General features: G+C 70.7%; 24 protein-coding genes and 1 pseudogene. 16 read left to right on the top strand and 9 right to left on the bottom strand.

Annotation, left to right across the window (positions count from 1 at the left end):
• Positions 1 to 195: 195 nt before the first annotated feature.
• The 3 genes from AB0878_RS14345 to AB0878_RS14355 all read left to right on the top strand — a co-directional run bounded on the left by AB0878_RS14345 (position 196) and on the right by AB0878_RS14355 (position 2344).
• A complete protein-coding gene (locus AB0878_RS14345; RefSeq protein ID WP_220244087.1) occupies positions 196 to 426 on the top strand; it encodes an exodeoxyribonuclease VII small subunit in 231 nt (76 codons plus the stop codon).
• An 88-nt stretch (positions 427 to 514) separates the two neighbouring features.
• Complete coding sequence (gene glpX / locus AB0878_RS14350) at positions 515 to 1570, top strand: class II fructose-bisphosphatase (RefSeq protein WP_364050444.1); 1056 nt, start codon at positions 515 to 517, stop codon at positions 1568 to 1570.
• Positions 1571 to 1588: 18 nt separating this feature from the next.
• Positions 1589 to 2344, top strand: coding sequence for a serine protease (locus AB0878_RS14355; protein WP_366579836.1), 756 nt, complete (start codon positions 1589 to 1591; stop codon positions 2342 to 2344).
• A 35-nt stretch (positions 2345 to 2379) separates the two neighbouring features.
• On the opposite strand, the gene AB0878_RS14360 is transcribed toward AB0878_RS14355, so the two are convergent.
• On the bottom strand, positions 2380 to 3351 hold the full coding sequence (locus tag AB0878_RS14360; protein ID WP_366579838.1) for an NAD(P)/FAD-dependent oxidoreductase: 972 nt from the start codon (positions 3349 to 3351) through the stop codon (positions 2380 to 2382).
• A 138-nt stretch (positions 3352 to 3489) separates the two neighbouring features.
• Here AB0878_RS14360 and AB0878_RS14365 point away from each other — a divergent pair, with 138 nt between their 5' ends.
• From AB0878_RS14365 to AB0878_RS14385, 5 genes and pseudogenes are all read left to right on the top strand, one after another.
• Positions 3490 to 4887, top strand: a complete 1398-nt coding sequence (locus AB0878_RS14365; protein WP_366579840.1) for a class II fumarate hydratase — start codon at positions 3490 to 3492, stop codon at positions 4885 to 4887.
• A 256-nt stretch (positions 4888 to 5143) separates the two neighbouring features.
• Positions 5144 to 5245, top strand: a pseudogene (locus AB0878_RS14370) (FmdB family zinc ribbon protein); the annotation flags it as partial.
• A 27-nt stretch (positions 5246 to 5272) separates the two neighbouring features.
• Positions 5273 to 5434: a hypothetical protein gene (locus AB0878_RS14375; RefSeq protein WP_366579982.1), complete on the top strand. Its 162-nt coding sequence runs from the start codon at positions 5273 to 5275 to the stop codon at positions 5432 to 5434.
• Positions 5435 to 5601: 167 nt separating this feature from the next.
• Complete coding sequence (gene fmdA / locus AB0878_RS14380) at positions 5602 to 6855, top strand: formamidase (RefSeq protein ID WP_366579842.1); 1254 nt, start codon at positions 5602 to 5604, stop codon at positions 6853 to 6855.
• Between the two features lie 96 nt (positions 6856 to 6951).
• On the top strand, positions 6952 to 8112 hold the full coding sequence (locus AB0878_RS14385) for an urea transporter (protein WP_366579844.1): 1161 nt from the start codon (positions 6952 to 6954) through the stop codon (positions 8110 to 8112).
• Positions 8113 to 8121: 9 nt separating this feature from the next.
• On the opposite strand, the gene AB0878_RS14390 is transcribed toward AB0878_RS14385, so the two are convergent.
• The gene (locus AB0878_RS14390; RefSeq protein WP_366579846.1) at positions 8122 to 8982 is read right to left on the bottom strand and encodes a helix-turn-helix transcriptional regulator; all 861 of its coding nucleotides are present in this window, start codon (positions 8980 to 8982) and stop codon (positions 8122 to 8124) included.
• 103 nt (positions 8983 to 9085) lie between these two features.
• On the opposite strand from AB0878_RS14390, the gene AB0878_RS14395 reads away from it, so the two are divergent.
• The 3 genes from AB0878_RS14395 to AB0878_RS14405 all read left to right on the top strand — a co-directional run bounded on the left by AB0878_RS14395 (position 9086) and on the right by AB0878_RS14405 (position 12677).
• Positions 9086 to 9673, top strand: coding sequence for an NAD(P)H-dependent oxidoreductase (locus AB0878_RS14395; RefSeq protein WP_366579848.1), 588 nt, complete (start codon positions 9086 to 9088; stop codon positions 9671 to 9673).
• 66 nt (positions 9674 to 9739) lie between these two features.
• Positions 9740 to 11263, top strand: coding sequence for an ATP-dependent DNA ligase (locus AB0878_RS14400; protein WP_366579850.1), 1524 nt, complete (start codon positions 9740 to 9742; stop codon positions 11261 to 11263).
• A 124-nt stretch (positions 11264 to 11387) separates the two neighbouring features.
• Positions 11388 to 12677, top strand: coding sequence for a S53 family peptidase (locus AB0878_RS14405; RefSeq protein WP_366579852.1), 1290 nt, complete (start codon positions 11388 to 11390; stop codon positions 12675 to 12677).
• Between the two features lie 197 nt (positions 12678 to 12874).
• Here the strand turns inward: AB0878_RS14405 and AB0878_RS14410 are convergent, their stop codons facing one another.
• Positions 12875 to 13882: an iron-containing alcohol dehydrogenase gene (locus AB0878_RS14410; RefSeq protein WP_366579854.1), complete on the bottom strand. Its 1008-nt coding sequence runs from the start codon at positions 13880 to 13882 to the stop codon at positions 12875 to 12877.
• A gap of 43 nt (positions 13883 to 13925) precedes the next feature.
• Positions 13926 to 14468 (bottom strand): VOC family protein, encoded by a 543-nt coding sequence (locus AB0878_RS14415; protein ID WP_366579856.1) that lies wholly within the window; start codon positions 14466 to 14468, stop codon positions 13926 to 13928.
• Between the two features lie 154 nt (positions 14469 to 14622).
• Here AB0878_RS14415 and AB0878_RS14420 point away from each other — a divergent pair, with 154 nt between their 5' ends.
• Positions 14623 to 15090, top strand: coding sequence for a MarR family transcriptional regulator (locus tag AB0878_RS14420; protein ID WP_366579858.1), 468 nt, complete (start codon positions 14623 to 14625; stop codon positions 15088 to 15090).
• Positions 15091 to 15159: 69 nt separating this feature from the next.
• Positions 15160 to 15807 carry a Pr6Pr family membrane protein gene (locus AB0878_RS14425; RefSeq protein ID WP_366579860.1) on the top strand — a complete coding sequence of 216 codons (648 nt, stop codon included), beginning with the start codon at positions 15160 to 15162 and terminating at the stop codon, positions 15805 to 15807.
• Here AB0878_RS14425 and AB0878_RS14430 read toward each other — a convergent pair.
• Positions 15767 to 16987, bottom strand: a complete 1221-nt coding sequence (locus tag AB0878_RS14430; RefSeq protein WP_366579862.1) for an NADH:flavin oxidoreductase/NADH oxidase family protein — start codon at positions 16985 to 16987, stop codon at positions 15767 to 15769. The two genes, AB0878_RS14425 and AB0878_RS14430, sit on opposite strands and share 41 nt — an antisense overlap.
• Before the next feature lie 107 nt (positions 16988 to 17094).
• Between AB0878_RS14430 and AB0878_RS14435 the strand changes: the two genes are divergently transcribed.
• Positions 17095 to 17718 (top strand): MBL fold metallo-hydrolase, encoded by a 624-nt coding sequence (locus tag AB0878_RS14435; RefSeq protein WP_366579864.1) that lies wholly within the window; start codon positions 17095 to 17097, stop codon positions 17716 to 17718.
• On the opposite strand, the gene AB0878_RS14440 is transcribed toward AB0878_RS14435, so the two are convergent.
• Positions 17715 to 18482 (bottom strand): helix-turn-helix transcriptional regulator, encoded by a 768-nt coding sequence (locus AB0878_RS14440; RefSeq protein ID WP_366579865.1) that lies wholly within the window; start codon positions 18480 to 18482, stop codon positions 17715 to 17717. The two genes, AB0878_RS14435 and AB0878_RS14440, sit on opposite strands and share 4 nt — an antisense overlap.
• A 72-nt stretch (positions 18483 to 18554) precedes the next feature.
• Here AB0878_RS14440 and AB0878_RS14445 point away from each other — a divergent pair, with 72 nt between their 5' ends.
• Complete coding sequence (locus AB0878_RS14445) at positions 18555 to 19283, top strand: SDR family NAD(P)-dependent oxidoreductase (protein ID WP_366579867.1); 729 nt, start codon at positions 18555 to 18557, stop codon at positions 19281 to 19283.
• A gap of 2 nt (positions 19284 to 19285) precedes the next feature.
• Here the strand turns inward: AB0878_RS14445 and AB0878_RS14450 are convergent, their stop codons facing one another.
• Positions 19286 to 19768, bottom strand: coding sequence for a DUF309 domain-containing protein (locus tag AB0878_RS14450; RefSeq protein ID WP_366579869.1), 483 nt, complete (start codon positions 19766 to 19768; stop codon positions 19286 to 19288).
• Between the two features lie 67 nt (positions 19769 to 19835).
• Between AB0878_RS14450 and AB0878_RS14455 the strand changes: the two genes are divergently transcribed.
• A complete protein-coding gene (locus AB0878_RS14455) occupies positions 19836 to 21275 on the top strand; it encodes a GuaB1 family IMP dehydrogenase-related protein (protein ID WP_366579871.1) in 1440 nt (479 codons plus the stop codon).
• Positions 21276 to 21318: 43 nt separating this feature from the next.
• Here AB0878_RS14455 and AB0878_RS14460 read toward each other — a convergent pair whose 3' ends face one another.
• Positions 21319 to 22104, bottom strand: coding sequence for a hypothetical protein (locus AB0878_RS14460; protein ID WP_366579872.1), 786 nt, complete (start codon positions 22102 to 22104; stop codon positions 21319 to 21321).
• A gap of 101 nt (positions 22105 to 22205) precedes the next feature.
• Positions 22206 to 23492, bottom strand: a complete 1287-nt coding sequence (locus tag AB0878_RS14465) for a PhoH family protein (protein WP_366579873.1) — start codon at positions 23490 to 23492, stop codon at positions 22206 to 22208.
• Between the last annotated feature and the right edge of the window lie 619 nt (positions 23493 to 24111).

The raw sequence follows: 24111 nt of genomic DNA on the forward strand, positions 1-24111 counted from the left end.
CTCTCGCTGACGCCGCCGTGGTGACGCAGGAGAATCGGTCCGCCCCAAGGTCCGCGCACAACCGCCTCGACGGGCGTCTCACCTCACGCAGGCGGGAGGCCTTGCCCAGCCGGCCCAGCGGTCCAGCGCCGACCATCACCAGCGCGGTACTGTGCCCGAACAGCCCGTGCATCGGAACATCGGAGAGCGTCGAGCGTGAGCGAAGCAGGCAGCGAAACCGCCGGACTCGGTTACGAGCAGGCGCGCGACCGGCTGGTCGAGGTGGTCAGGGAGCTCGAAGCCGGCGGCCTGTCCCTGGAGCAGTCGCTGGCGTTGTGGGAAAAGGGCGAGGAGCTCGCCAAAGTTTGCGAGCGTCACCTGGAGGGCGCGCGCGAGCGGATCGAGGCGGCGTTGGCGTCCGTGGAGAATTCCGACGACGCACAGTGATGTGCACCATGCGCGACTGAATCGTTCAGGTGACGCGATCATCTGAGACACTGTTCTCCCGCCGTATTCCGCGATCCGGGAGGCCCGCATGAGCACCGCCAGTGACCCACGTCGCGAAGCACCCGACCGCAACCTCGCCATGGAGCTCGTCCGCGTGACCGAGGCCGCGGCGATGGCCGCCGGCCGCTGGGTCGGCCGCGGCGACAAGATCGGGGGCGACGGAGCCGCCGTCGACGCGATGCGCCAGCTCGTCTCCACCGTCTCGATGCGCGGCGTGGTCGTGATCGGCGAGGGCGAGAAGGACGAAGCGCCCATGCTGTTCAACGGCGAGGAGGTGGGCAACGGCGACGGCCCCGACTGCGACGTCGCGGTCGACCCCGTCGACGGCACCACCCTGATGGCCAAGGGCATGCCCAACGCGCTGGCTGTGCTGGCCGTCGCCGAGCGCGGGGCGATGTTCGACCCGTCGGCCGTGTTCTACATGGAGAAGCTGGCCGTCGGGCCGGACGCCGCGGGCAAGGTGGACCTCGCCGCGCCGATCGCGGAAAACATCCGCCGCGTGGCGAAGGCCAAGAACTCCAGCGTCGGCGACGTGACCGTGTGCGTGCTCGACCGGCCGCGCCACGAGCAGATCATCAAGGAGATCCGCGAGGCCGGCGCGCGCATCCGCTTCATCTCCGACGGCGACGTCGCCGGAGCCATCGCCGCGGCCCGTCCGACGACCGGTGTCGACATGTTGATCGGCATCGGCGGCACCCCGGAAGGCATCATCGCCGCGTGCGCGATGAAGTGCCTCGGCGGTGAGCTGCAGGGCCGGCTGTGGCCGAAGGACGAGCTCGAGCGCGAGAAGGCCCTGGCCGCCGGCCACGACCTCGACCGCGTGCTCACCAACGACGACCTCGTGCGCGGCGACAACATCTTCTTCTGCGCCACCGGCGTCACCGACGGCGACCTGCTGCGCGGCGTGCACTACCGCGCCGGCGGCGCCACCACGCAGTCGATCGTGATGCGGTCCAAGTCCGGCACCGTCAGAATGATCGACGGTTACCACCGGCTGGAGAAGCTGCGGGCCTACTCGTCCGTGAACTTCGACGGCAACCTCGACGTGCGCGAGGACGAAGACGTCGTCCCGCCCCTGCCCTGACCCCAAGGAGTTCGCCCGGTGCCCAAGCGGTTGTTCGCGCTGCTGCTCACGTTCGTCGCGGGAACCGCACTCACCGCCGGCAGCGCGGCCGCCGGACCGGCCATCGTCGGCGGGACCGGCGCCGACGAGCCCTACCCGTTCGCGGTGTCCATGCACACCGAATCGGGCACGCTCTTCTGCGCCGGCTCGCTGATCGCGCCCGCGTGGGTGGTCACCGCCGCCCACTGCGTGTCCGGAAAGGACCCGGCGACGCTCACGTTCCGCTTGGGCACCAACGAAAGCGACTCCGGCGGCGAAACGGCCCAGCCGGCCGAGATCGTGCTCAACCCGCACTTCAACGCCGCCACGCAGACGGGTGACATCGCGCTCGTCCGCCTCGCCGCGCCCGCGAAGACGGCGCCGATCGCCGTCGGCGCCGCCGCCGCGCCGGGCACTCCGGCCCGGGTGCTGGGCTGGGGCCAGACCTGTGCCACACCCGGTTGCGGCGATCCCGTGCCGACGCTGCAGCAGCTCGACACGCACCTCGTCGAGGGCGCCAACTGCACGTCGTCGTTCGACGGCACGGCCGAGCTCTGCACCGACAACCCGTCCGGCAAGGCCGGTTCCTGCTACGGCGACTCCGGCGGCCCCGAGCTGACCCGCGACGGCGACCGCTGGACGCTCATCGGCGTGACCAGCCGCCCCGGCAACGGTTCCCCGACGTGCGCGACGGCCCCGTCGATCTACACGTCGGTGGTCGCGTACGAACCGTGGCTCTCGTCGAAGACCGGCTGAACCACCTGACCGCCTGATTCACCGGACCGGCTGGATCACTCGGCGTTGCTGGAGTGGCCCGGGAACAGGTGGGCGTCCGGGTCGAGCGCCACCGCGATGTTGTTCACGGCTGTCGCCGCTTCGCCGAAGCCGGTGGCGATGAGCTTCACCTTGCCCGGGTAGTGGGCCACGTCCCCGGCCGCGTACACGCGCGGGCGGGCCGTCGCCATCGTCGAGTCGACCGTGATGGCGCGGTGGTCGATCTCCAGGCCCCAGCTCTCGATCGGCCCCAGATCGGCCGTGAACCCCAGCGCGGCGACCACGGCGTTGGCCGGCAGCGTCAGGTCCTCGCCGCCCTTCACCGACACCTCGACGCGCTCCAGCTCGCCCGAAGGCGACTCGACGAACCGCGTCACCTCGGCGTCGGTGACCAGCGGCACGCCCAGCTCCCGCACCTGCCGCACGATCGACTCGGCCGCGCGGAACTTCCCGCGCCGGTGCACCAGCGTCACGCTCGCCGCCACCGGGTGCAGCGCCAGGCACCAGTCGAACGCCGAGTCGCCGCCGCCGACCACGACCACGTGCTGCCCGGCGTGGACCTGCAGCGACGGCACGAAGTGCACCATCCCGCGGCCCAGCCAGCCGTCGCCCGCGGGCAACGGGCGGGGCGTGAACTCACCGATCCCGGCCGTGATCAGGACGGCTCCGGCACTCAGCACGTCGCCGCCGTCGAGGGTCAGCTCGATGCGGTCTCCCACCGTTTCCAGCTTCTCGGCCTTGCGGCCCAGCAGGTACGCCGGGTTCCACGGCGCCGCCTGGTCGACGAGGCCCTGCACCAGGTCACGCCCGCGGACGGCCGCGAAGCCGCCCACGTCGTAGATCATCTTCTCGGGGTACATCGCGGTGATCTGGCCGCCCGGTTCGGGCAGGGAATCGACCACGGCCATGGAAAGGCCGCGGAATCCCGCGTAGTAGGCGGCGAACAGCCCGGTGGGCCCGGCGCCGATGATCACGAGGTCGTAGTCCATACAGCTCGCTCCAGCCAGTGGTGGTTGGCGGTGATCGAGAACACACCCGATCCTAGTCCGATCTCACGGGTGAAATACCGGTTCGGCGTGGGCGACGCCACCACGCCGTTGTCACGAATCAGGGCCAGAATCGGGGGTATGGCAGAACAGGAATACCGGATCGAACACGACACGATGGGTGAGGTCCGCGTCCCGGTCGACGCGCTCTACCGCGCGCAGACGCAGCGTGCCGTGGAGAACTTCCCCGTCTCCGGCCGCGGTCTCGAGCGCGCTCAGATCCGCGCGCTGGGCCTGTTGAAGGCCGCCGCCGCGCGCGTGAACCAGAAGCTGGGCGTGCTGGACGCCGACGTCGCGGAGGCCATCGCCGCGGCCGCCGACGGCGTCGCCGAGGGCAAGTACGACGACCAGTTCCCGATCGACGTCTTCCAGACCGGCTCGGGCACGTCGTCGAACATGAACGCCAACGAGGTCATCGCGACGCTCGCCACGCGCGCCCTCGGCCGCGACGTGCACCCGAACGACCACGTCAACGCCTCGCAGTCGTCCAACGACACCTTCCCGACGACCATCCACGTGGCCGCCACAGAAGCCGTGCTCACCGACGTCATCCCGGCCCTCGAGCACCTCGCCGGCGCGATCGAGACGCGCGCGCAGGAGTGGGCCGGCGTCGTGAAGTCCGGCCGCACGCACCTGATGGACGCCGTGCCGATCACGCTCGGCCAGGAAGCCGGCGCGTGGGCCGCACAGATCCGCTTCGGCATCGAGCGCCTGCAGTCCGGCCTGCCGCGCCTGGGCGAGCTGCCCATCGGCGGCACCGCCGTCGGCTCCGGCCTCAACGCTCCCGACGGCTTCGGCGCGGCCGTGTCCGCCGAGCTGGCCGCGCTCACCGGCCTGCCACTCACGGAGGCCCGCAACCACTTCGAGGCGCAGGCGACGCAGGACAGCGTGGTCGAGACATCCGGCCACCTGCGCACGATCGCCGTGTCCCTCAACAAGATCGCGAACGACCTGCGCTGGCTCGGTTCCGGCCCGCGCACCGGGCTCGCCGAGCTGGCCCTGCCGGACCTCCAGCCGGGCTCCTCGATCATGCCGGGCAAGGTCAACCCGGTCATCCCGGAGGCGACGCTGCAGGTCGTGGCGCAGGTCGTCGGCAACGACGCCGCCGTCGCCTTCGCCGGCGCGGCGGGCAACTTCCAGCTCAACGTGAACCTGCCCGTCATCGCCCGCAACGTCCTCGAGTCGGCCCGCCTGCTGGCCGCCGTCTCGCGTCTGCTGGCGGACAAGGTCTTCAACGGCGTCACCGCCAACGTCGAGCGGACCCGGCAGTACGCCGAGGGTTCGCCGTCCATCGTGACGCCGCTGAACAAGTACATCGGCTACGAAGCGGCCGCGGCCGTGGCGAAGCAGGCGCTCAAGGAGCTCAAGACCATCCGCGAGGTCGTGATCGAACGCGGCTTCGTCAAGGACGGCAAGCTCACCGAGGCGCAGCTGGACGAGGCGCTCGACGTGCTGCGGATGGCTCGCGGCGGCGAGTAGAGATCTCTTCACGAAGAGCGGCCCGCTTCCTTTCGGGGAGGCGGGCCGTTCGTCGTTTCACCGCGCCGGGTGGCCACCGGACCGGTCACCGCAAGTGGACGAGGGGTATCTCTGCGCACAAATTCATTCCGGCGTATCGCTTGATTGTGCGCGAATCATCAGGCTGGTAACGTCGTTCACTGCTCTGATTTTCTTTTCGGCGGAGCGATTTGATCAATTCCGCGGCGAAGAGAGAGCAAGCAGTTGGGAGGCTGCGATGGCGACGTACCAATATCGATGCGCACGGGACGGCGTCTTCGAGGTGCGCCTGCCGATGGGGACGGCCGCGCCGAGATCGTCGTGTCCGGTCTGCGGCGGCGAAGCAGCCCGGAACTACTGTGCGCCGATGCTTTCGCTGGCACGGCGTGAGCTGGTCACGGCCATCGACCACACGGAGAAAACTCGCGACGAGCCGGCCGTGGTGTCCGCGGTGCCGCCCGCTCGCGGCCGGTCGCGCGGGCCGGTGCCGACACCGAACCCCGCGCTGCGACGTCTGCCGAGACCTTAGGCGAACGCGGCCCAGCCTGCGCCCTGCCGGGCAATGGCCCGCTCGCTGGGCCGGCGAAGAAGAACTGCGGCTGATGCCCGGGTGCTCTGCGGAGCCGCCACGCTCCGCGTCGCGGAGGTGCTCAGCACGCACAAATACGGTCGCCTACCAAGCCGTCGGGAGATGCCATGCCGCAAGTTGTTTTTTCACTCGATTCCACGAAGAAATTCACCGAACAAGAAATTGTCGGCCACAACCGGTGGCACGGGGACATTCCCGCCCAGGTTCAGGTCAAGCCGGGGGATTCGTTCCGCGTCCACTGCCGCGAATGGTTCGACGGCGCGATCCACAACGACGATTCCGCCGAAGACGTGCTGAACGCACCGCTGCCCGGCGTGCACGTGCTCAGCGGGCCGATCGCGGTCGAGGGCGCCCAGCCGGGTGACCTCCTCGTCGTCGACATCCTCGACGTCGGCCCGATTCCGCAGGAGGACTCGGGACCGCTCGCCGGCCAGGGCTGGGGCTACACCGGGGTCTTCGCCACCAAGAACGGCGGCGGTTTCCTCACGGAGTGGTTCCCCGACGCCTACAAGGTGGTCTGGGACTTCATGGGCGGGGTCGCCACCTCACGGCACGTTCCGGGCGTCTCCTACACCGGCATCGTGCACCCCGGGCTGATGGGCACGGCTCCGTCCGGTGCGCTGCTCGCCAAGTGGAACGCGCGCGAACAGGCACTGATCGACACCGACCCGAACCGGGTGCCACCGCTGGCGCTGCCGCCGCTGCCGGATTCCGCGATCCTCGGCAGCCTCACCGGCGCCGAGTTCGACCGGGTCGCGGCCGAGGCCGCACGCACCGCGCCGCCGCGGGAGAACGGCGGGAACCAGGACATCAAGAACTTCACCAAGGGAACCCGGGTGTTCTACCCGGTGTTCGTCGACGGCGCGAAACTCTCGATGGGCGACCTGCACTTCTCGCAGGGCGACGGCGAGATCACGTTCTGCGGCGCCATCGAGATGGGCGGGTTCATGGACCTGCACGTCGACCTGATCAAGGGCGGGATGGAGACCTACGGCGTCTCCGAGAACGCGATCTTCATGCCGGGCAACGTCGACCCGCAGTACAGCCAGTGGCTCGCGTTCTCCGGCACCTCGGTCACGCTCGACGGGGTGCAGCACTACCTCGACTCGCACCTGTCGTACCAGCGGGCCTGCCTGCACGCCATCGACTACCTGCAGAAGTTCGGCTACAGCGCGATCCAGGCGTACATGATCCTGGGCTCGGCGCCGATCGAGGGCAGGCTCTCGGGCGTGGTCGACATCCCGAACTCGTGCTCCACCGTGTACCTGCCCACCGCGATCTTCGACATCGACGTGCGCCCGTCGGCTTCCGGCCCGGCGCAGGTCGAGCAGGGCATGAGCGTGCCGACGGCGAGTTTCTGACGCCGACGCCGGCCCGGTGACCCGGGCGGGAGGCGGCTGGCCTCCCGCCCGGTCCGGCACGTCGAGAACACACCCCATCCGCCGGAGGAGGCGGTCATGACCACAGCACCACCGGAACGCGGCCATCACGGACCGTGGCGATGGATCAACGGCACCATGCCCGAGGTCGACGAACGGGCGCTGAAGGTGCCCGTGGTCGGCTTCGTCGAGTACTGCCTGCGCGGAATCGGGCAGGTGGTGTTCATGAACAGCCCGATCACGGGCGCGTTCATCCTGCTGGCCGCCTGGCTGCAGCAACCGTGGCTGGGGTTCGGGGCCACGGTCGGGGTGGTGGCTTCGACGCTGGCCGCGCTGGCGCTGGGGTTCGACCGTGACGCGATCCACGCGGGTCTCTACGGGTTCAACGGTGTGCTCACCGGCCTCGGGCTCGCGCTGTTCCTCGCGCCCGAGTGGGACGGGATCGTGATCCTGTGGATGATCCTGCTCAGCGCGGTGTCGTCGATCCTGATGGCCGCGCTCGCGGCCGCGTTCGGCGGTGCGTGGGGTGTGCCTCCGTTCACGCTGGCCTTCAACATCACCACGCTCCTGTTCTTGATCACCGCGCTCCACATCACGCGCGGGCGGCTCAGCGACGCGATCGCCCCGGCGGCACCGCAGGTGAACGGGCCCGGGGTGCGGACGTCATTGCGGGCGAGCGCCGACGCGGTCGGCAACACCGACGTGGTGGCCGTGATCAACGCGATCTTCCGCGGCATCGGGCAGCTGTTCTTCTGCAACAGCCTCCTCGCCGGTGTGCTGATCATCGTCGGGATCGCGTTCTGCTCGCGGATCGCCGCCCTCTTCGCGCTGGTCGGCTCGGCCGTCGGCATGCTGACCGGCATGGCTCTCGGCGCCGACGGCGTGCTGATCTACAACGGGCTGTGGGGCTTCAACTCGTTCGACGCCGCGCTGGCGATCGCCGGTGTGTTCTACGTGCTGACGTGGCGCTCGGCCATTCTCGGTGTCCTGTGCGCGATCTTCACGGCCCTGTTGTTCGGGGCCATCGGGTCGATCTTCGTGCCGTGGGGCCTGCCCGCGCTCACCCTGCCGTTCTGCTTCGGCACGCTGACGTTCGTGCTGCTGAAGGACACGTCGAAGTTCTTCGAGTGGGTGCCGCCCGCCGAGGTCGTCACGCCGGAAGAACACGTGCGGCGCTCGCACCGCGAACACGCCATGGCGGCGTCCGGCAACGCGCACCGGCAAACCGACGCCGCGTGACCTGTCCGGTCACACAACAGAACGGGCCCGCGTGGCGGAGACGACCCGAAGCCGTCCGGCCGCCTGCTGGTGCAGTTCCGCGACGACCCGAGCCGTTTCTTCGTCCGCCGGCAGGAAGACGACCAGCTGCTGCGAGTCCTGCGCGAGCTCCAGCGTTTCCCGGTTCAGCCGTAAGGAACGTCCGCCCGGGTGGTTCAACCGCAGAACCCCGCGTGGTGGCACGACGGTCGAGTTGAGGCGGCTGGTGAACTCCGCGCCGACGACGGGCGCGAGTTCCGCCGTGAGCCACTCCGAGTTCTCGACCGCGGGCCCCAGCCACAGGTCGAACGCCTGCTCGTCGGCGACCGCGGCCCAGTCGGCGAAGAACGCTCGGGCGCGGGGGTCGGTGAAGACGTAGCGGGTGAGGTTCGGCGCCTCGGCGTCGAGCAGGCCGGTTGCGCTCGTCACCGCCGCGAAGCCACTGGTGTGGGCGAGAAGGTCGCCCACCCGGTTGGTGACCACGGCGATGCCGGGTTCGAGCAGGCGCAACGTCTGCAGCACCGAAGCACGCACCTCTCGCGGTGGCTGCACGGGCCGGATTCGGGCCGTGCACTCGCCGCCGGTGATCTTCGAGAGGTAGCGCAGGTGGGTGCGTTCGGCGGGGCCCAGGCTGAGCGCGTCGGCGAGGGCGTTCACCACCGGCACGGACGGGTTGCGGTCGCGGCCCTGCTCGATCCGCGTCAGGTATTCGACGCTGATGCCGGCCCGCGCGGCGAGGTCCGCTCGCCGCAGGCCGGGCGAGCGGCGACGGCCGTGCGAAGGCAGCCCCAGCGTCTCGGGCTGGGTGCTGTCGCGCTTGGCCCGGATGAAGTCCCCCAGCGGCGTCCCCATGTCATCGAGCATAAGCCGGTTCGGGCGGGCTCAGCGTGGCCGTGGCGGGGCCAGCCTGAGCGCGGTCTGGTTACCGCTTCGGCCGGAGCGCACGGTGGTGACCATGGCAAACAAACTCGTGATCATCGTCGGCAGCGTCCGCGACGGCCGGTTCGGTCCGGCCGTTGCCTCGTGGGTGGCCGAGCGGGCCCGGGAGCACGGCGGGTTCGAGGTCGAGGTCGTCGACCTGGCGGACGTCGAGATCCCGCTGTCGCTGCCCGCGGAATCCCCCAAATACGCGGGCGATGGCTACCCGCGCCCCGCCGGGATGGCGGTGCTGACGTCGGCGTTGGAGAGCGCGGACGCCTTCGTCATCGTCACCCCGGAGTACAACCACAGCTATCCCGCGTCGCTGAAAGCGGCCATCGATTGGCACTTCACGCAGTGGACGGCCAAGCCCGTCGCGTTCGTCAGCTACGGCGGCGCCGCCGGTGGGCGGCACGCGGTGCTGCACCTGGAGAACGTGCTGACCGAACTGCACGCGGTGACCATCCGCGACGGGCTCGCGTTCCCGAACTACTTCACCGCCTGGGAGGTCGGCCTGCCGCTCGACCCGCAAGCGCCTGCGTACGCGAAGACGCTGCTCGACCAACTGGCCTGGTGGGCGGGGGCGCTGCGGCGGGCGCGGGAGGCCGAGCCGTACCCCGCTTGAGGGTGTTTTTCCAGGTCAGATGCCGTTCGCCGGGAAACTGTCGGTGCCGCGGGTCATGATGGTCGGGTGCTGCTCACCGAGATCGTCACCGCGTCCGCCGAGCTGGCGGCCACCCGGTCGAGGAAGGCGAAGATCGCCACCCTCGCCGCGGTGCTGCGCGCCGCGGAGACGGCCGAGCTGCCGGCCGTGATCGCGTACCTCACGGGGCAGACGGCGCAGGACCGGCTGGGCGCGGGGTGGCGCACGCTCGCGGAGCTGGCCGTCGAGCCCGCCGAAACGCCGACCGTCGAGGTGCGGGAGGTCGACGAGGCGCTCACGGAGGTCGCGGCGGCTTCGGGGGCGGGGTCGGTGAAGCGGCGCGCGGAGGTGCTCACCGCGCTGTTCACGCGGCTCACTCGGGGCGAGCAGGAGTTCCTCTTCCGGCTGGTCACCGGGGAGCTGCGGCAGGGTGCGCTGGAGGGCGTGATGGTCGACGCCGTCGCGGCGGCGGCCGAGGTGGACGCCGCGGACGTGCGGCGGGCGTTCATGTTGTCCGGCAAGCTTTCCGTCACGGGCTACGCGGCGATGACGGGCGGCGCGGCGCGGCTGGCCGAGTTCCGGCTCACGCTCGGGCGCCCGATCAAGCCGATGCTCGCGTCGCCCGCGGAATCGCTCGACGAGGCGGTGGCGGAACACGAGCACGCGATCGTCGAGTACAAAATGGACGGTGCGCGCATCCAGGTGCACCGCCAGGGCACGGAAGTGCACGTGTACACGCGGACGTTGCGGGAGATCACGGCCAGCGTCTCGGAGCTGGTCGACCTCGTGCGGGCGCTGCCGTGCGAGTCTGTGGTGCTCGACGGCGAGACGCTCGCGCTCACCGACGACGGACGGCCGCGGCCGTTCCAGGAGACGATGAGCCGCTTCGGCAGCACGCGGGAGGAACAGGTGCGGGCGCTGCTGCTGCGGCCGTACTTCTTCGACTGCCTGCACCTCGACGGCGTGGACCTGCTCGACGCGCCGCTGTCGGAACGCAACGCGGCGCTGCGGAAGGTCGCGGGCGAGCACGTGATCCCCGGCGAGGTGGAGCCGGCCGACGCGGCGGCGGTGCTCGACGCGGCGATGGCGGGCGGCCACGAGGGCGTGATGGTGAAGGACCTGGCTTCGCCGTACGCGGCGGGGCGCCGAGGCCGCGCCTGGCTGAAGGTGAAGCCGGTGCACACCATCGACCTGGTCGTGCTCGCGGTGGAGTGGGGCCACGGGCGGCGCACGGGCACGCTGTCCAACCTGCACCTGGGCGCGCGCGACCCGGACGGCGGGCCGCCGATCATGGTGGGCAAGACGTTCAAGGGCATGACCGACGAGCTGCTGGCGTGGCAGACGAAGCGGTTCCAGGAGATCGAGACCCACCGCGACAGCTACACCGTGTACGTGCGGCCCGAGGTCGTCGTGGAGATCGAGCTCGACGGCGCGCAGATCAGCACGCGCTACCCCGGCGGGCTGGCGCTGCGGTTCGCGCGGGTCGTGCGGTACCGGCCGGACAAGGAAGCGGCCGACGCCGACACGATCGACACCGTGCGCGGTCTCCTGCGGGGCGATCGGGCCGAATGACATCCGGACATCACCGGTCAATTCGCCCGGTCGTGGCCGAAAGGCCAGACGAAAGTCGATGTTGTGCCCTCCGGCGATGCATGAGAGTGGGCTGTACCGCATCGCTCACCACTGGGGAGACGACATGACTTTTCGGGTTCGGGCCGCCGCCCGGCCGATGACCCTGCTCGCGGGTGTCGCGCTGGCCGTCACGGCCGTGGCGGCTCCGGCCGGCGCGGCCACGAACGCGCCGGCTCCGCCGCTGCACCACTTCTCGGCGGCGGCGAAGTCGTTCATCGGCGCGCGCACGGTGTCCGAGCGCGTCGCGAAGCTCGACGCCGCGATGTCCGCGCTGCCCAGGGAAAGCGTCGCGTACAACGCCACGAAGCTGTGGAACCAGGGCATCACGGGGGCGGGCGCCACCGTCACCACGCTGGTGTCGTTCGGCGACGACCAGGTGAAGCAGGTGCTCGACGAGTACTCCCAGCGCCACGGCCTGCCGCCGGCCAACGTCGAGGTGCTCCAGCCGTCGGGCTCGGTGCCGGCGTGCACCGACCCGGGCGTCGACACGGCGACCTGCGAGTCCTGGGGCGGCGAGACCGACCTCGACGTCACGATGATGCACGCGATGGCGCCCAACGCGAAGATCATCGTCGCCGCGACACCGGTCGCCGAGACGCAGGGCTTCACCGGTCTGCCCGAGATGATGAACGCCGTCGACTACCTCACGAAGCACAAGCTCACCGACGTGATCTCGATGAGCTTCGGCACCACCGAGGAGAACTTCCCGTCGTTCCAGTCCATCAAGACGCTCGACCCGGCGCTGGAGCGCGCGAGCAAGGCGGGCATCACGATGGTCGCGTCCTCGGGTGACGACGGCCCGACCGGCGGTTTCCTGCAGGGCCCGGGCAACTACCCGTACCGCGTCGCGAGCTGGCCGGCCAGCGACCCGCACGTGACCACCCTCGGCGGCACGCAGCTGCACCTCGACTCCACCGGCGCCCGCACGAAGCCGGACGACCTGGTGAACGTCGCCGACAACGGCTTCGGCGAAGGCGCGGGCCTGTCGAAGGCCTACGCGCGCCCGGCGTGGCAGGACGGCGTCAAGAAGATCACCGGCAGCAAGATGCGCTCGTTCCCGGACATCAGCATGGAAGGCGTTTCCGGCACGTCGCAGTCGGCGCCTCTGTTCGCCGGTGTGCTCGCCCTGGCGGTGCAGGCCAACCACGGCAAGCTCGGCCAGATCAACCCCGCCCTGTACGAAAAGCTCGGCCCGAAGGGCGCCAAGGCCGGCATCGTCGACGTCACCACCGGCGACAACAGCCAGGACGGCGTCGAGGGCTTCACCGCCGCCCCGGGCTTCGACATCGCCAGCGGCTGGGGCACGGTCGACGCGTCGGTGTTCGTCCCCGCCTTGGTGAAGGCGCTCCGCTGACGCGGCCCTGAACCACTCCGGCGAAGGGCGCGGCCTGCGGGTCGCGCCCTTCGCTGCGGTTGTCGCCGAGGCAAGTGGCGAGCCGCTTGACCAACCCTGCGCCCGTGCCTCGCCCTCGGCGGCGCCCGCCGCACCAAACAACGACCGCCGCCGAACTACTCACTGAGCGACGCGACCTGAGCGTTCGCCGAGGCAGGTCAACAGCTCCCGACGAGCCGCTCGAACACCTCCGCCTCCGCCCGGTCCCCTGCTGCCAGAGCCAACTCGGCAAGCAACGGCCGCAGCTCAGCTGCGCCAAGGCCAACCGACGCCGCAACCAACCCGGGCTCGACCTCCGCAGTCAGTCCCAGCCGCACCGCGAACTCGGCCACCGCCCGCTCAGCCGGCACACCGGGCCGCAACTCCGCCAGAGCAGCACGCGCCCCGACGGCTGCGTCGCCGTACGCGTCCAGTACGAGCGGCAGAAAATGCGCGTACAGCAGGCCTCGCCCGAGCCCGTGCCGCGTGGACACCAGGTCACAAAGGTGGTGCACCACGCCGGGCCGGCGCAGCTCGTGCAGTGCGTGCCCGGCCAAGCAGGCGCCGGCCAAGGCGTCTTGGCGCGTCGGGAGATCACCGGCGCCGCCCGTGAGCGAAGGCAGGCTGTCCCACAGCAGAAGCAGGCCTTCCCGGGCCGACGCGAGTGCTTCCTCGCTCGCCGGGTGGCACAGCACCTCCAGGCAGTGCGCGACGGCGGCGATGCCACTGCCCGCCACGACTTCGCGGGGCAGCCTGGCGACGAGCTCGGGGTCGTAGACCACCGCGCGGGGCAGAACCCGGTCGGACGTCCCGGTTTCCTTGCCGCGATCGGTGGTGACGAAGTAGCGCGACGTGCGCTCCGCGCCGGAGAAGGTGGTCGGGACCGCGATCAGCGGCAGCCGCAGCGCGAGCGAAACGATCTTGCCCAGCCCGATCGTCGAGCCGCCGCCGATGGCCAGGACCGCGTCGGCGTGGGTTTCCTGCGCCGAGCCGACGGCGAGGTTGGCCTGGTGGGCCGGTACGTGCGCGGGCACGTCCGACCACCGGCCGACGTAGCGCCCGCCGAGCAGCCCCGGCAGCAGGACGACGGCCGGATCCGCCGACCGGGCTGCCACCGCCATCACGCGGCGGCAACCCAGGGCGTCGGCGACCGCGGGAAGTTCTCGCAGGGATCCCTTGCCCCACACCAGGTTCTGCTCAACTGCCGCGTCGCGGGATCGGCGGACGGGTTCAGCGGTCCGCGCCACCGTGGCCGTCCGGGGTGTACTGCAGCAGGTGCTGCCCGTAGACGTCCGAGCCGATCGCGGCCAGCGCCGCCGGCACCGGCTCGGGGTCCTGCAGGAACGGCTGCGCGACGTCGCACGGGTGCTGCCACGTGGCGAACTCCAGCGCGATCTTGTTCACCGGGTCCTCGAAGTAGATCGAGTGGCAGAACCCGTGGTCGAGCTCGCTGTTGACCTTGATCCCGTTCTCCTCCAGCACCGATTTCGCGTGCTGCAGTTCGCCCTCGGAAGGCACCGTGATCGCGAGGTGGTTACCCGCCCCGAGCAACGAGTTGTCCGCCGCGATCTCGACGTCCTTGAACTCGAAGAACGCGATCGTGTCCTGCTCGCTGATGCGGAAGAAGTAGTGCCTGCTGCCGGCGAGGTTCCCGGGCACCGCACCGGGAAACGGGTCCGGGTCGGGCAGCTGCAGCGTCACCACGATGGGGAATCCGAGAATCCCGTTGTAGAACTTCACGGTTTCTTCCATGTCGTTGGTGACGAAAGCCATGTGATGACACCCGGTCGTCCGAATACCCATGACGATTCCTCTCACTTTTCCCGGCGATGTGATAATGACGGTACGCGTAATTTTGTTTCCACGTCAACAAGATTTCCACGACGGCCCCAACGGCCCAACGAGCACGCTCGGTTACGGTGGGGGTGTGACCGCGTCGCACGGGGAACGCCCGGTGCCCCACCTGACGGAGGACGAGCTGCTCGCCTGGCGCGGGCTGCTCGAACTCGAAGCGCGCGTGCTCGGCGTACTCGACGCCGAACTGCGCGCGGACCACGACCTGTCGATCGCCGAGTTCGACACGCTCTACCAGCTGTGGCTCCAGCCCGGTGGCCGGTGCCGCATGAAGGACCTCGCGGAGAAACTGCTGGTCAGCCGGGGCGGCGTGACCAAGCTGATCACCCGGCTCCACAGCCGCGGGCTCGTGGCCCGCGTGTCGCAGCCCGGTCACCAGGCCGTCGACGCGCAGCTGACCGAGGCCGGCGAGGGGCTCCTCACGAAGGCGATGGACACCCACTTCGACGGCGTCCGCCGGCTCGTGACCTCCCGGCTTTCCGCCGCGGAGCTGCACACCCTCCGCACGGTCACCGAACGCCTGCGCGAACCGCCTGCCTGAGCACCCCCGACGGGGTGGCACCGGCCGTTTCAGCTGAGGAAACGCGGTGGTGAACCGTAATCTCACCGCATGCCACCGACGCGACTGACCCGGACCTGGTTCGGGGTGACGGCCCTCGTGGTCCTGATCGGGCTCGTCACGCAGGGCTTCGTGAGCGCGGGAACGCCGGGCCGCTATCCCTCAGCGGGCGCGCGCGTCGCCAACATGTTCGCGTACTTCACCATTGAGTCGAACGTGCTGGTGCTGCTGGCTTCCGTCGCGTTCGTGGCCGGCGCGCGGGCCCACGGGCTGCTGCGCGTGCTGTGGCTCGACGCGCTGATCGGCATCGCGGTGACCGGCGTGGTCTACCACGTCGCGCTGTCCGGGCTGTTCGACCTCAGCGGCGCGGCCCTGTTCGCCGACGTCATGCTGCACACCGTGTCGCCGATCATCGCGGTGCTCGGGTTCCTCGTCGCGTCGCCGCGGATCCTGCAGTGGCGCACGGTGGCGTGGTCGGTCTGCTGGCCGCTTGCGTGGCTGGCGTTCACGCTGGTCCGCGGCGCGCAGGGCGGGTTCTACCCGTACCCGTTCGTCAACGCCGCCGAGCTCGGTTACGGCCGCGTGGCCGTGAACTGCGTGCTCATCGCCGTGCTGTTCGTCGCGCTGGCGAGCGTCGCGAAGGTCCTCGACGGCTGGCTCACGCACGCACCCGCCGAAACGCGTTCAGCGGATCGTTGATCCCCGTGTGCGCCAGCGCGCGCCACGCGCCGCGGCCGCGGTCGGCCGGTTTGCCCGCCGCCAAGCGGTGCAGCTGCTGCGTGTGCCACTGGACTTCGAGCAGGCTGTCGGCCAGGCGGATCCCGGTGTGCGGGCACAGCCGTTCCGCGCGCACGTCCTCGCCCGCGAGCAACCGCCCCGGCAGCTCCGGGTCGACGGTCAGCGGCCGGCCCAGCCCGATCACGTCCAACGCCCCGGACCGCAACGCGTCCGCCATCCCGGCGGCGGTGGTGAAGCCGCCGGTGACCATCAGCGCGACGTCGCTCACCTGCCGCGCTTTCGCCGCGTAGTCGAGGAAATACGCCTCGCGGCGCGCGGTGCTCTCGCGTCCGGAGCCCATCATCACCGCCTTTTCGTAGGTACCGCCCGAAATCTCGAGCAGGTCGATACCGGCGTCGCTCAGTGCGCGGACCACGCGCAGCGACTCGTCCTCGTCGAAGCCGCCGCGCTGGAAGTCGGCGCTGTTGAGCTTCACCGACACGGGCACGCTGTCGCCGACCGCCGCGCGCACGCGGCGCACAAGTTCCAGCAGGAAGCGGCTGCGGTCGCGGCCCCACTCGTCGTCACGGAGGTTCGTGAGCGGGGAGAGGAACTGCGAGATCAGGTACCCGTGGGCGCCGTGCAGCTGCACGCCGGCGAACCCGGCGTCGACGAACGTCCGCGCGGCCAGCGCGAAGCGGTCCACGATCGTCTCGATCTCGTCGCCGGTCAGGGCGCGCGGCGCGGCGAACGCGGTCCGGACGCCGCGGTTGCCGAACGGCACCGCGGACGGCGCAACCGGTTGGCGGGAAAGGAATCGCGGGCTTTGGCGGCCCGGATGGTTGAGCTGCGCCCACAGCTGCGCGTCGGTGCCGGCCACGCTGCGCGCCCACGGCTCGTAGGCGGCGGGATCGGGGACGGCGGGCAGCGCGACGTTGCGGGGTTCGCCGAGCGCCGTGGGGTCGACCATCACGTTGCCGGTCACGAGCAGGCCCGCCCCGCCGTGCGCCCACGTGCGGTACAGCTCGGCGAGCTCGCGCGTCGGGGCGTTGCGGCGGTCGCCGAGCTGCTCGCTCAGCGCCGACTTCCCCAGGCGGTGGGGCAGGACGGCGCCGCAGCGCAGTTTGAGGGGTTCGGCCAGCAGTTCCCGAGCGGCGGTCATGGGCACTCCCGTCTTCACGGCTAACTTACCGGCAGTAAGTCTACCGGAAAGTAGGTACCGGCGGTATGGCTGCCGGACGGGCGCCGGGGCACTAGGGTCTGCAGACCATGACGGCGATAGTGCAGAACCTGGTCACGTCGGGCGTGTTCGAGCTCGACGGCGGCAGCTGGGAAGTGGACAACAACGTGTGGATCGTCGGCGACGACACGGAGGTGATCGTGATCGACGCGGCGCACGACGCCGACGCCATCGCCGACGTGGTCGGGGACCGCGCGCTGCGCGCCATCGTCTGCACCCACGCCCACAACGACCACGTCAACGCCGCCCCCGCCCTCGCGGAACGCACCGGCGCGCCGATCCTGCTGCACCCGGCCGACCGCGTCGTCTGGGACCTCACGCACCCGGACCGCGCCCCGGACGGCGACCTCACCGACGGCCAGACCATCACCGTCGCCGGCACCGACCTCAAGGTGATCCACACGCCGGGCCACGCCCCGGGCGCCGTCTGCCTCCACGCGCCCGACCTGTCCGTCCTCTTCACGGGCGACACCCTGTTCCACGGCGGCCCCGGCGCCACCGGACGGTCCTATTCGGACTACCCCACCATCGTCAAGTCCATCCGTGAACGCCTTTTCCCCCTCCCGGACCCCACGTCCGTCCGCACCGGCCACGGCGAGGGCACGACGATCGGCGAGGAAAAGGCGGCGTCGAAGGACTGGCCGGAGAGCTAAGCCAGCCGGCCCAACGCGTCGGCAGCAGGGCTGCCCGGTTCGGCGTGGTAGATCAGCACGTCCCACTCCCCGCCCGGCACCGTCACCACCTGCCGCCCCAGCGACAGCTCACCCGCCACCGGGTGGCGGAAAACCTTGCGCGGAGCGGCGTTCGTGCGGACGTCGTGGCGGGGCCACAGCCGGGCGAAGTCCGGGCTCGCCGCCAGCAACTCGGCGACGAGGGCGTCCAGCGCCGGATCGAGCAGCGCGGTCCGGGCGCGGAGCATCGCGGTCACGTTGCGGGCCATCGCCGCCCAATGCGGGTGCAGCGAACGCACCGAGGGGTCGAGGAAAAACGCGCGGGCGAGATTCGTGCCCGGCCGGTACATCGGCGCCAGCGCCACGGCGAGCGGGCTGGCGGCGAGCACGTCCATCCGCCGTCCCCACACGAGCGCCGGGGCGGCGTTGTGCTCGACCAGTTCACGCACCCCAGCCGGCAGCTCGCCGCCGGTGACGCGGGGCGGTGACGCGAGTCGGTGCAGGTGGGCGGCGCCGTCGTCGCCCAGGCGGAGGGCGCGAGCCAGCGCGTCGAGCACCTGCGGCGACGGGTGCCGGTCGCGGCCCTGCTCGAGGCGCACGTAGTAGTCCACGCTCACGCCCGCGACGGCGGCCAGCTCCTCTCGCCGCAGCCCCGGCACGCGGCGCGGGCCGGCGTCGGGCAGGCCGACGTCGGCGGGGCTCACCAGCGCCCGCCGGGCACGCAGGAAGTCGCCGATGGCGTTCACGTCCCCAGGTTAACCGCGGGTGGCCCTGTCGCGGCCTGGTGACCGCCGAGCCCCGCGACGACGCTGGCGGCCATGATCACAGCCCTCGTGAGCGGCGCCAACAAGGGTCTCGGCCGCGAAATCGCCCGCGGTCTGGCCCGCCGGGGCGCCACCGTCCTGCTCGGCAGCCGCGACCTCGCCCTCGGCGAGAAAACCGCCGCCGAGCTCCGTGCCGAAGGCCTGGCCGTGACGCCGGTCCGGCTCGACGTGACGTCCGCGGCGGACATCGACGACGTCGCCCACCACCTCGAAACCCGCCACGGCAGGCTCGACGTCCTCGTCAACAACGCCGGCGCGCGCTTCTCCGTCGAACCCGCCGAGCTGACCGCGGAACACCTCCGCCGCGCCTACGAAACGAATCTCTTCAGCGTCGCCGCCGTCACGCACCGGATGCTGAACCTCCTGCGCGCCGCCGAAGCGCCGCACGTGGTCAACGTCGCCAGCACCTCAGCGTCGCTCGCCCTCACCACCGCGGAGGGCTCGCAGTTCGCGGCCGCGACGGACACCATCGCCTACTCGTCGTCGAAAACCGCGCTCGTCATGCTCACCATCCGCTACGCGACCACGTTCCGCGCCGACCCCGCGTATGCGCACTTCCACGTCAACGCCGTCACCCCCGGCTTCATCGCCTCCGACCTCAACGGCCACACCGGCCCCCGCACCGCCGAACAGGGCGCGCGCGTGGTCCTCGACCTGGTCGCGCAGGGCGCCGCGGCACCGACCGGGATGTTCCTCAACGAGGACGGGCCCGTGCCCTGGTGACCTCAGGGCGTGGTGCCGGCAGAACTCAGCCGCGGCGCCGCCGGTTCGGCGCGCACGCGCGTCTTCGCTTCTCCTGCCAGGTCGCGCGCCCACTTCTGCAAGCCGGGGACGTCGATCCCGTGCGGCGGCGCGGCCGCGAACGGCTCGAGGTTCACCGCGGCGCGCTCCAGCAACGCGACGGCGCCCGTGCCGTTGCCGCGCAGGGCGTGGGTCATGCCGACGGCCAGCTGCGCCAGGCCGCGCCACAGCTCGCGCTCGGGGCCGTCCGTGGCCTTCCACGCGTCTTCGAAGACCTCGTGGGCGTGGAACGGGCGGCCCTCGTCGAGCAGCTGCTGGGCTTCGGCGAGCGTCCCCGCCGGGGTGCGGACCACGCCTTCCGGCTGGCGGGCGACGCCATCGGCGCCGTACGGCAGGGGCCGGCCGAGCCCGTCGCGCGGGCGGGCGTTGCGCGCTCGGCCCGTTTCGTCGCGATCACGGCCGTTCATAACGGCATTGTTCCACGGGTCACGCCGGGTTCGCGTCCGGAGCTTCCGGCACGTAGTCTGGGGACTCGTGCGCTTTCTCGACGGGCACGTGCCCCCTCACGACCTGACCTACGACGACGTGTTCCTGCTGCCGAACCGCTCGGACGTGGAGTCCCGCTTCGACGTCGATCTGTCCACTGTGGACGGCACCGGTGCGACGATCCCCGTGGTGGTGGCCAACATGACGGCCGTCGCCGGGCGGCGGATGGCCGAGACGGTGGCCCGCCGCGGCGGCTTGGTGGTGCTGCCGCAGGACGTGGACACCGCCGCGGTGGCCGAGATCGTGACGTGGGTGAAGAGCCGCCACACCGTCTGGGACACCCCGCTCGTGCTCACGGGCGGTGACGCCGTCGCCGACGCCCTCAACCTGGTCCACAAGCGCGCCCACGGCGCCGTCGTGATCGTGGACGGCGAAGGCCGCCCCGTCGGCGTTGTCGACGAAGCCGCGTGCGCGGGCGTCGACCGCTTCGCGCGCCTGGCCGAGATCGCGCAGCCCGCGACCGTCGCCGTGCCGCTGGACACGCCGCCGCGCGAGGTCTTCGACCTGCTCCACACCCACGGCGGGCGCCTCGCGCTCGGCCTCGACGCCGACGGCCGCCTCGCCGGCGTGCTGACCAGCGTCGGCGCGCTGCGCGCGGGCGTCTACACCCCGGCCACCGACGCCGGCGGCAACCTGCGTGTGGCCGCCGCGATCGGCGTGAACGGCGACGTGGCCGCGAAGGCCGAGGCCGTGCTGGCCGCGGGCGTCGACACGCTGGTCGTCGACACGGCCCACGGGCACCAGGAGAAGATGATCGCCGCGCTGAAGGCCGTCCGCGCGATCTCGCCCGCGGTCCCGGTGGTCGCCGGCAACGTCGTCACCGCCGAGGGCACCCGCGACCTCATCCACGCGGGCGCCGACGTCGTGAAGGTCGGCGTCGGCCCGGGCGCCATGTGCACCACGCGCATGATGACCGGCGTCGGCCGGCCGCAGTTCTCCGCCGTCGCCGAGTGCGCTGCCGCCGCGCGCGAGCTGGGCAAGCACGTCTGGGCCGACGGCGGCGTCCGCCACCCGCGCGACGTCGCACTGGCGCTCGCCGCGGGCGCCTCGGCCGCCATGGTCGGCTCCTGGTTCGCCGGCACCCACGAATCCCCGGGCGACCTGCGTTACGACGAGCAGGGCCGCCCGTACAAGGAGTCGTTCGGCATGGCGTCCAAACGCGCCGTCGGCGCCCGCACCCGCACGGACAACGTGTTCGAGCGCGCCCGCAAGGCGTTGTTCGAAGAGGGCATCTCGACGTCGCGCATGGCCCTGGACCCCAACCGCCCCGGCGTGGAGGACCTGCTCGACTCCATCTGCTCGGGCGTGCGCTCGTCCTGCACCTACGCCGGCGCGCGCACGATGGAGGAATTCCACGAGCGCGCGCTGCTGGGCGTGCAGTCGGCCGCCGGGTTCGCGGAGGGACGGCCGCTGCCTTCTGGCTGGTGAGGACGCGTTTGTCGCCACCCGAACCTGGGTGGCGACAAGCCAGTCAATGCTCTTCGTAAAGCACTGCCCTCGGCCCGCCGGCAGCCCATGCGAAGTAGTCCCGCCACATCGACCAAAGCACCTCGCGCGGGCCATGGACTGTACCCGCGAAACTCACCCACTTGTCATGTACGTCGAGGGCATCGAGGCGAACTTCAGCCCAGCCTGGCTTAGCTACCGGGGAGAAGTGCCGCTCGGGCATATTCCCCGCGATCTTCGGTAGCCACGTCTCGAAGTCAAACGACAGAGTCACGCCGCCCTCCGAGTGGGAGGAGCTGCCATCTTCCACCGTGGTGGAGGAATCAAGATTCACCTCAGTCAGTGGAACGCACAACAAGGCGTCAGTCGACTTCAGGAAATACCACACCAATTCGACGAGCTCGCGACACTCAGCGACCGCCGGTGGAACCGCATCCTGATGCTCCACGGCGTTGCGGATCAGCATCAGCTTGCCCAGCATGAACTGCCGAGAGACGTTCAGCCGCTGCAATGTTTCCAGATCCCCGATCTTCCTCTCTCCCACGACCTGTCTCAGCCGGTTGAGCTGGTACATCTCGCGCAGAGATCGCACCCGATGGTCGATTGCCCGCTTGAGAGTGGTGACAATGTCAATTCGATGGAACTCCGACGTCGCTACGTCCAGCAACTCCTCGGCGTGCCGCCAATGGCGGTAGGCACGCACAGCGACCGCCTCATCCTCGACGGAGCTGGTCGCTCCCGGCCGAGCCCAGCCGCGCCACACCATCTTGAGCCAAGCCGGGCGGTCTGCGCAGAGTTCGATCTGGCTCACGAAGTTTGTATGTCCGTTCTCCGGCCGACGTTTGGCCGGGAACCTGAAACTACCGTGAGCCTGCCCGCCCCAGTTTCGGGACGGGCAGGCTCACGAGCGGATCAGCCGTGGTCCTCCAGCATTTCCGTCACCAGCGCCGCGATCGGCGACCGTTCCGAGCGCGTCAGCGTGACGTGCGCGAACAGCGGGTGCCCCTTCAGCTTCTCGATCACCGCCGAGACGCCGTCGTGGCGGCCGACGCGGAGGTTGTCGCGCTGGGCGACGTCGTGCGTGAGGACCACGCGCGACGCGGTGCCGAGGCGGGAGAGCACCGTGAGCAGCACGTTGCGTTCCAGCGACTGGGCCTCGTCGACGATCACGAAGGAGTCGTGCAGCGAGCGGCCGCGGATGTGGGTCAGCGGGAGCACCTCGAGCATGCCGCGGTCGAAGACCTCGTCGAGCACGTCCTGGCTGACCAGCGCGCCGAGGGTGTCGAACACCGCCTGCGCCCACGGCTGCATCTTCTCGCTCTCGGACCCGGGCAGGTAGCCGAGGTCCTGGCCGCCGACGGCGTAAACCGGGCGGAACACCACGACCTTGCGGTGCTGGCGGCGTTCCATCACTGACTCGAGGCCGGCGCACAGCGCGAGCGCCGACTTGCCGGTGCCGGCGCGGCCGCCCAGCGACACGATGCCGACGTCCGAGTCGAGCAGCAGGTCGAGGGCCACGCGCTGTTCGGCGGAGCGGCCGTGCAGGCCGAACGCCTCGCGGTCGCCGCGCACCAGCCGCACGCGCTTGTCCGCCGTGACGCGGCCCAGGGCGCTGGAGCTGCCCGCGAGCAGCCGCAGACCGGTGTGGCACGGCAGCTCACCCACGTCGGGCAGGCCGTACTCGACCGGGTCGACGGTGCCGCCCGAGAAGAGGCTGTCGATCAGCTCCTGAGGAGCGTCCACGTCGGCCATGCCCGTCCAGCCCGACGGCGTGACCTCGCCCGCGCGGTACTCGTCGGCGGCCAGACCCACGGCCCCCGCCTTGACCCGCAGCGGGATGTCCTTCGTCACCAGCGTGACCGACGGCCGTTCCACCGCGAGGTTGAGCGCGCACGCGAGGATGCGGTGGTCGTTGGAGTCGGTCCGGAAGCCCACGGGCAGCACCGACGGGTCGGTGTGGTTGAGCTCCACCTGCAGGGTGCCGCCCTCGTCGCCGATCGGGATCGGCGCGTCGAGCCGGCCGTGCTTGAGCCGCAGGTCGTCGAGCAACCTGAGCGACTCGCGGGCGAACCAGCCGAGCTCGGGGTGGTGGCGCTTCGCCTCCAGTTCACTGATGACGACCAGGGGCAGCACGACCGCGTGTTCGGCGAACCGCGTCACCGCCCACGGGTCGGAGAGCAGCACAGACGTGTCGAGCACGTACGTGGACTGCCCGGATTCGGGCGAGATCGAGGCTTTCTCCGGGCCAGAGGCACCGGTCGAAGAACGGCCAGAGGCCTTGCGGGGTGAACGCTGCGCAGTCACGACGGCATCTCCCTCGAGGGCGTGTTGCACCCCACGCCCGCACTCGCTGGGCCGGGCACCTCCCTGGCTGGGTCCGTGCTCCCTGACGTTGGCTACGTCAGCGGGCACGGCCACGAGGGCCGGGTGCCGGCCCCCTCGTGCATCGTGTGGGCGGCTGTGCCGCCCCCTCGATCAACGCCACGACCAGGGCCTCCCGCGAGGACCCGCACGGAACGCGTGCCCTCACTTCCGGAAGGTACCGACGGATCGCGGTTCGTGCAGGCAGCCACACAGGTGATTCGCTCATTCGTCACCTCACCGTAGGTCGTCCGACATCGACACCCCGTCACTGTCACGCTGCGTCACCGAGTCAGCGATCGAGCGATCACGCGGTGGCATGATCATGGAAAAAAGATCACCGAACGCGTTCACGAGATCAGCGCAAAGGCTTGTACCACGGGCCGGACGAGAATGCAGTTCGCGTCCTGAAGACAGGACCGGACCGGGTGAACCACGCGATTTCGGCCTCACACAA

Source organism: Amycolatopsis sp. NPDC047767, from assembly GCF_040704195.1.
Classification (GTDB): domain Bacteria; phylum Actinomycetota; class Actinomycetes; order Mycobacteriales; family Pseudonocardiaceae; genus Amycolatopsis.

What these genes read in the sequence shown, in the direction of transcription:
- fmdA (WP_366579842.1), top strand. Translation starts at nt 5,602, where the DNA reads ATGCCGCAAGTTGTTTTTTCACTCGATTCCACGAAGAAATTCACCGAA.
- AB0878_RS14375 (WP_366579982.1), top strand. Translation starts at nt 5,273, where the DNA reads ATGCTTTCGCTGGCACGGCGTGAGCTGGTCACGGCCATCGACCACACG.
- AB0878_RS14445 (WP_366579867.1), top strand. Translation starts at nt 18,555, where the DNA reads ATGATCACAGCCCTCGTGAGCGGCGCCAACAAGGGTCTCGGCCGCGAA.
- AB0878_RS14405 (WP_366579852.1), top strand. Translation starts at nt 11,388, where the DNA reads ATGACTTTTCGGGTTCGGGCCGCCGCCCGGCCGATGACCCTGCTCGCG.
- AB0878_RS14415 (WP_366579856.1), bottom strand. Translation starts at nt 14,468, where the DNA reads ATGGCTTTCGTCACCAACGACATGGAAGAAACCGTGAAGTTCTACAAC.
- AB0878_RS14450 (WP_366579869.1), bottom strand. Translation starts at nt 19,768, where the DNA reads ATGAACGGCCGTGATCGCGACGAAACGGGCCGAGCGCGCAACGCCCGC.
- AB0878_RS14385 (WP_366579844.1), top strand. Translation starts at nt 6,952, where the DNA reads ATGACCACAGCACCACCGGAACGCGGCCATCACGGACCGTGGCGATGG.
- AB0878_RS14430 (WP_366579862.1), bottom strand. Translation starts at nt 16,987, where the DNA reads ATGACCGCCGCTCGGGAACTGCTGGCCGAACCCCTCAAACTGCGCTGC.
- AB0878_RS14365 (WP_366579840.1), top strand. Translation starts at nt 3,490, where the DNA reads ATGGCAGAACAGGAATACCGGATCGAACACGACACGATGGGTGAGGTC.
- AB0878_RS14360 (WP_366579838.1), bottom strand. Translation starts at nt 3,351, where the DNA reads ATGGACTACGACCTCGTGATCATCGGCGCCGGGCCCACCGGGCTGTTC.
- AB0878_RS14390 (WP_366579846.1), bottom strand. Translation starts at nt 8,982, where the DNA reads ATGGGGACGCCGCTGGGGGACTTCATCCGGGCCAAGCGCGACAGCACC.
- AB0878_RS14425 (WP_366579860.1), top strand. Translation starts at nt 15,160, where the DNA reads ATGCCACCGACGCGACTGACCCGGACCTGGTTCGGGGTGACGGCCCTC.
- AB0878_RS14435 (WP_366579864.1), top strand. Translation starts at nt 17,095, where the DNA reads ATGACGGCGATAGTGCAGAACCTGGTCACGTCGGGCGTGTTCGAGCTC.
- AB0878_RS14395 (WP_366579848.1), top strand. Translation starts at nt 9,086, where the DNA reads ATGGCAAACAAACTCGTGATCATCGTCGGCAGCGTCCGCGACGGCCGG.
- glpX (WP_364050444.1), top strand. Translation starts at nt 515, where the DNA reads ATGAGCACCGCCAGTGACCCACGTCGCGAAGCACCCGACCGCAACCTC.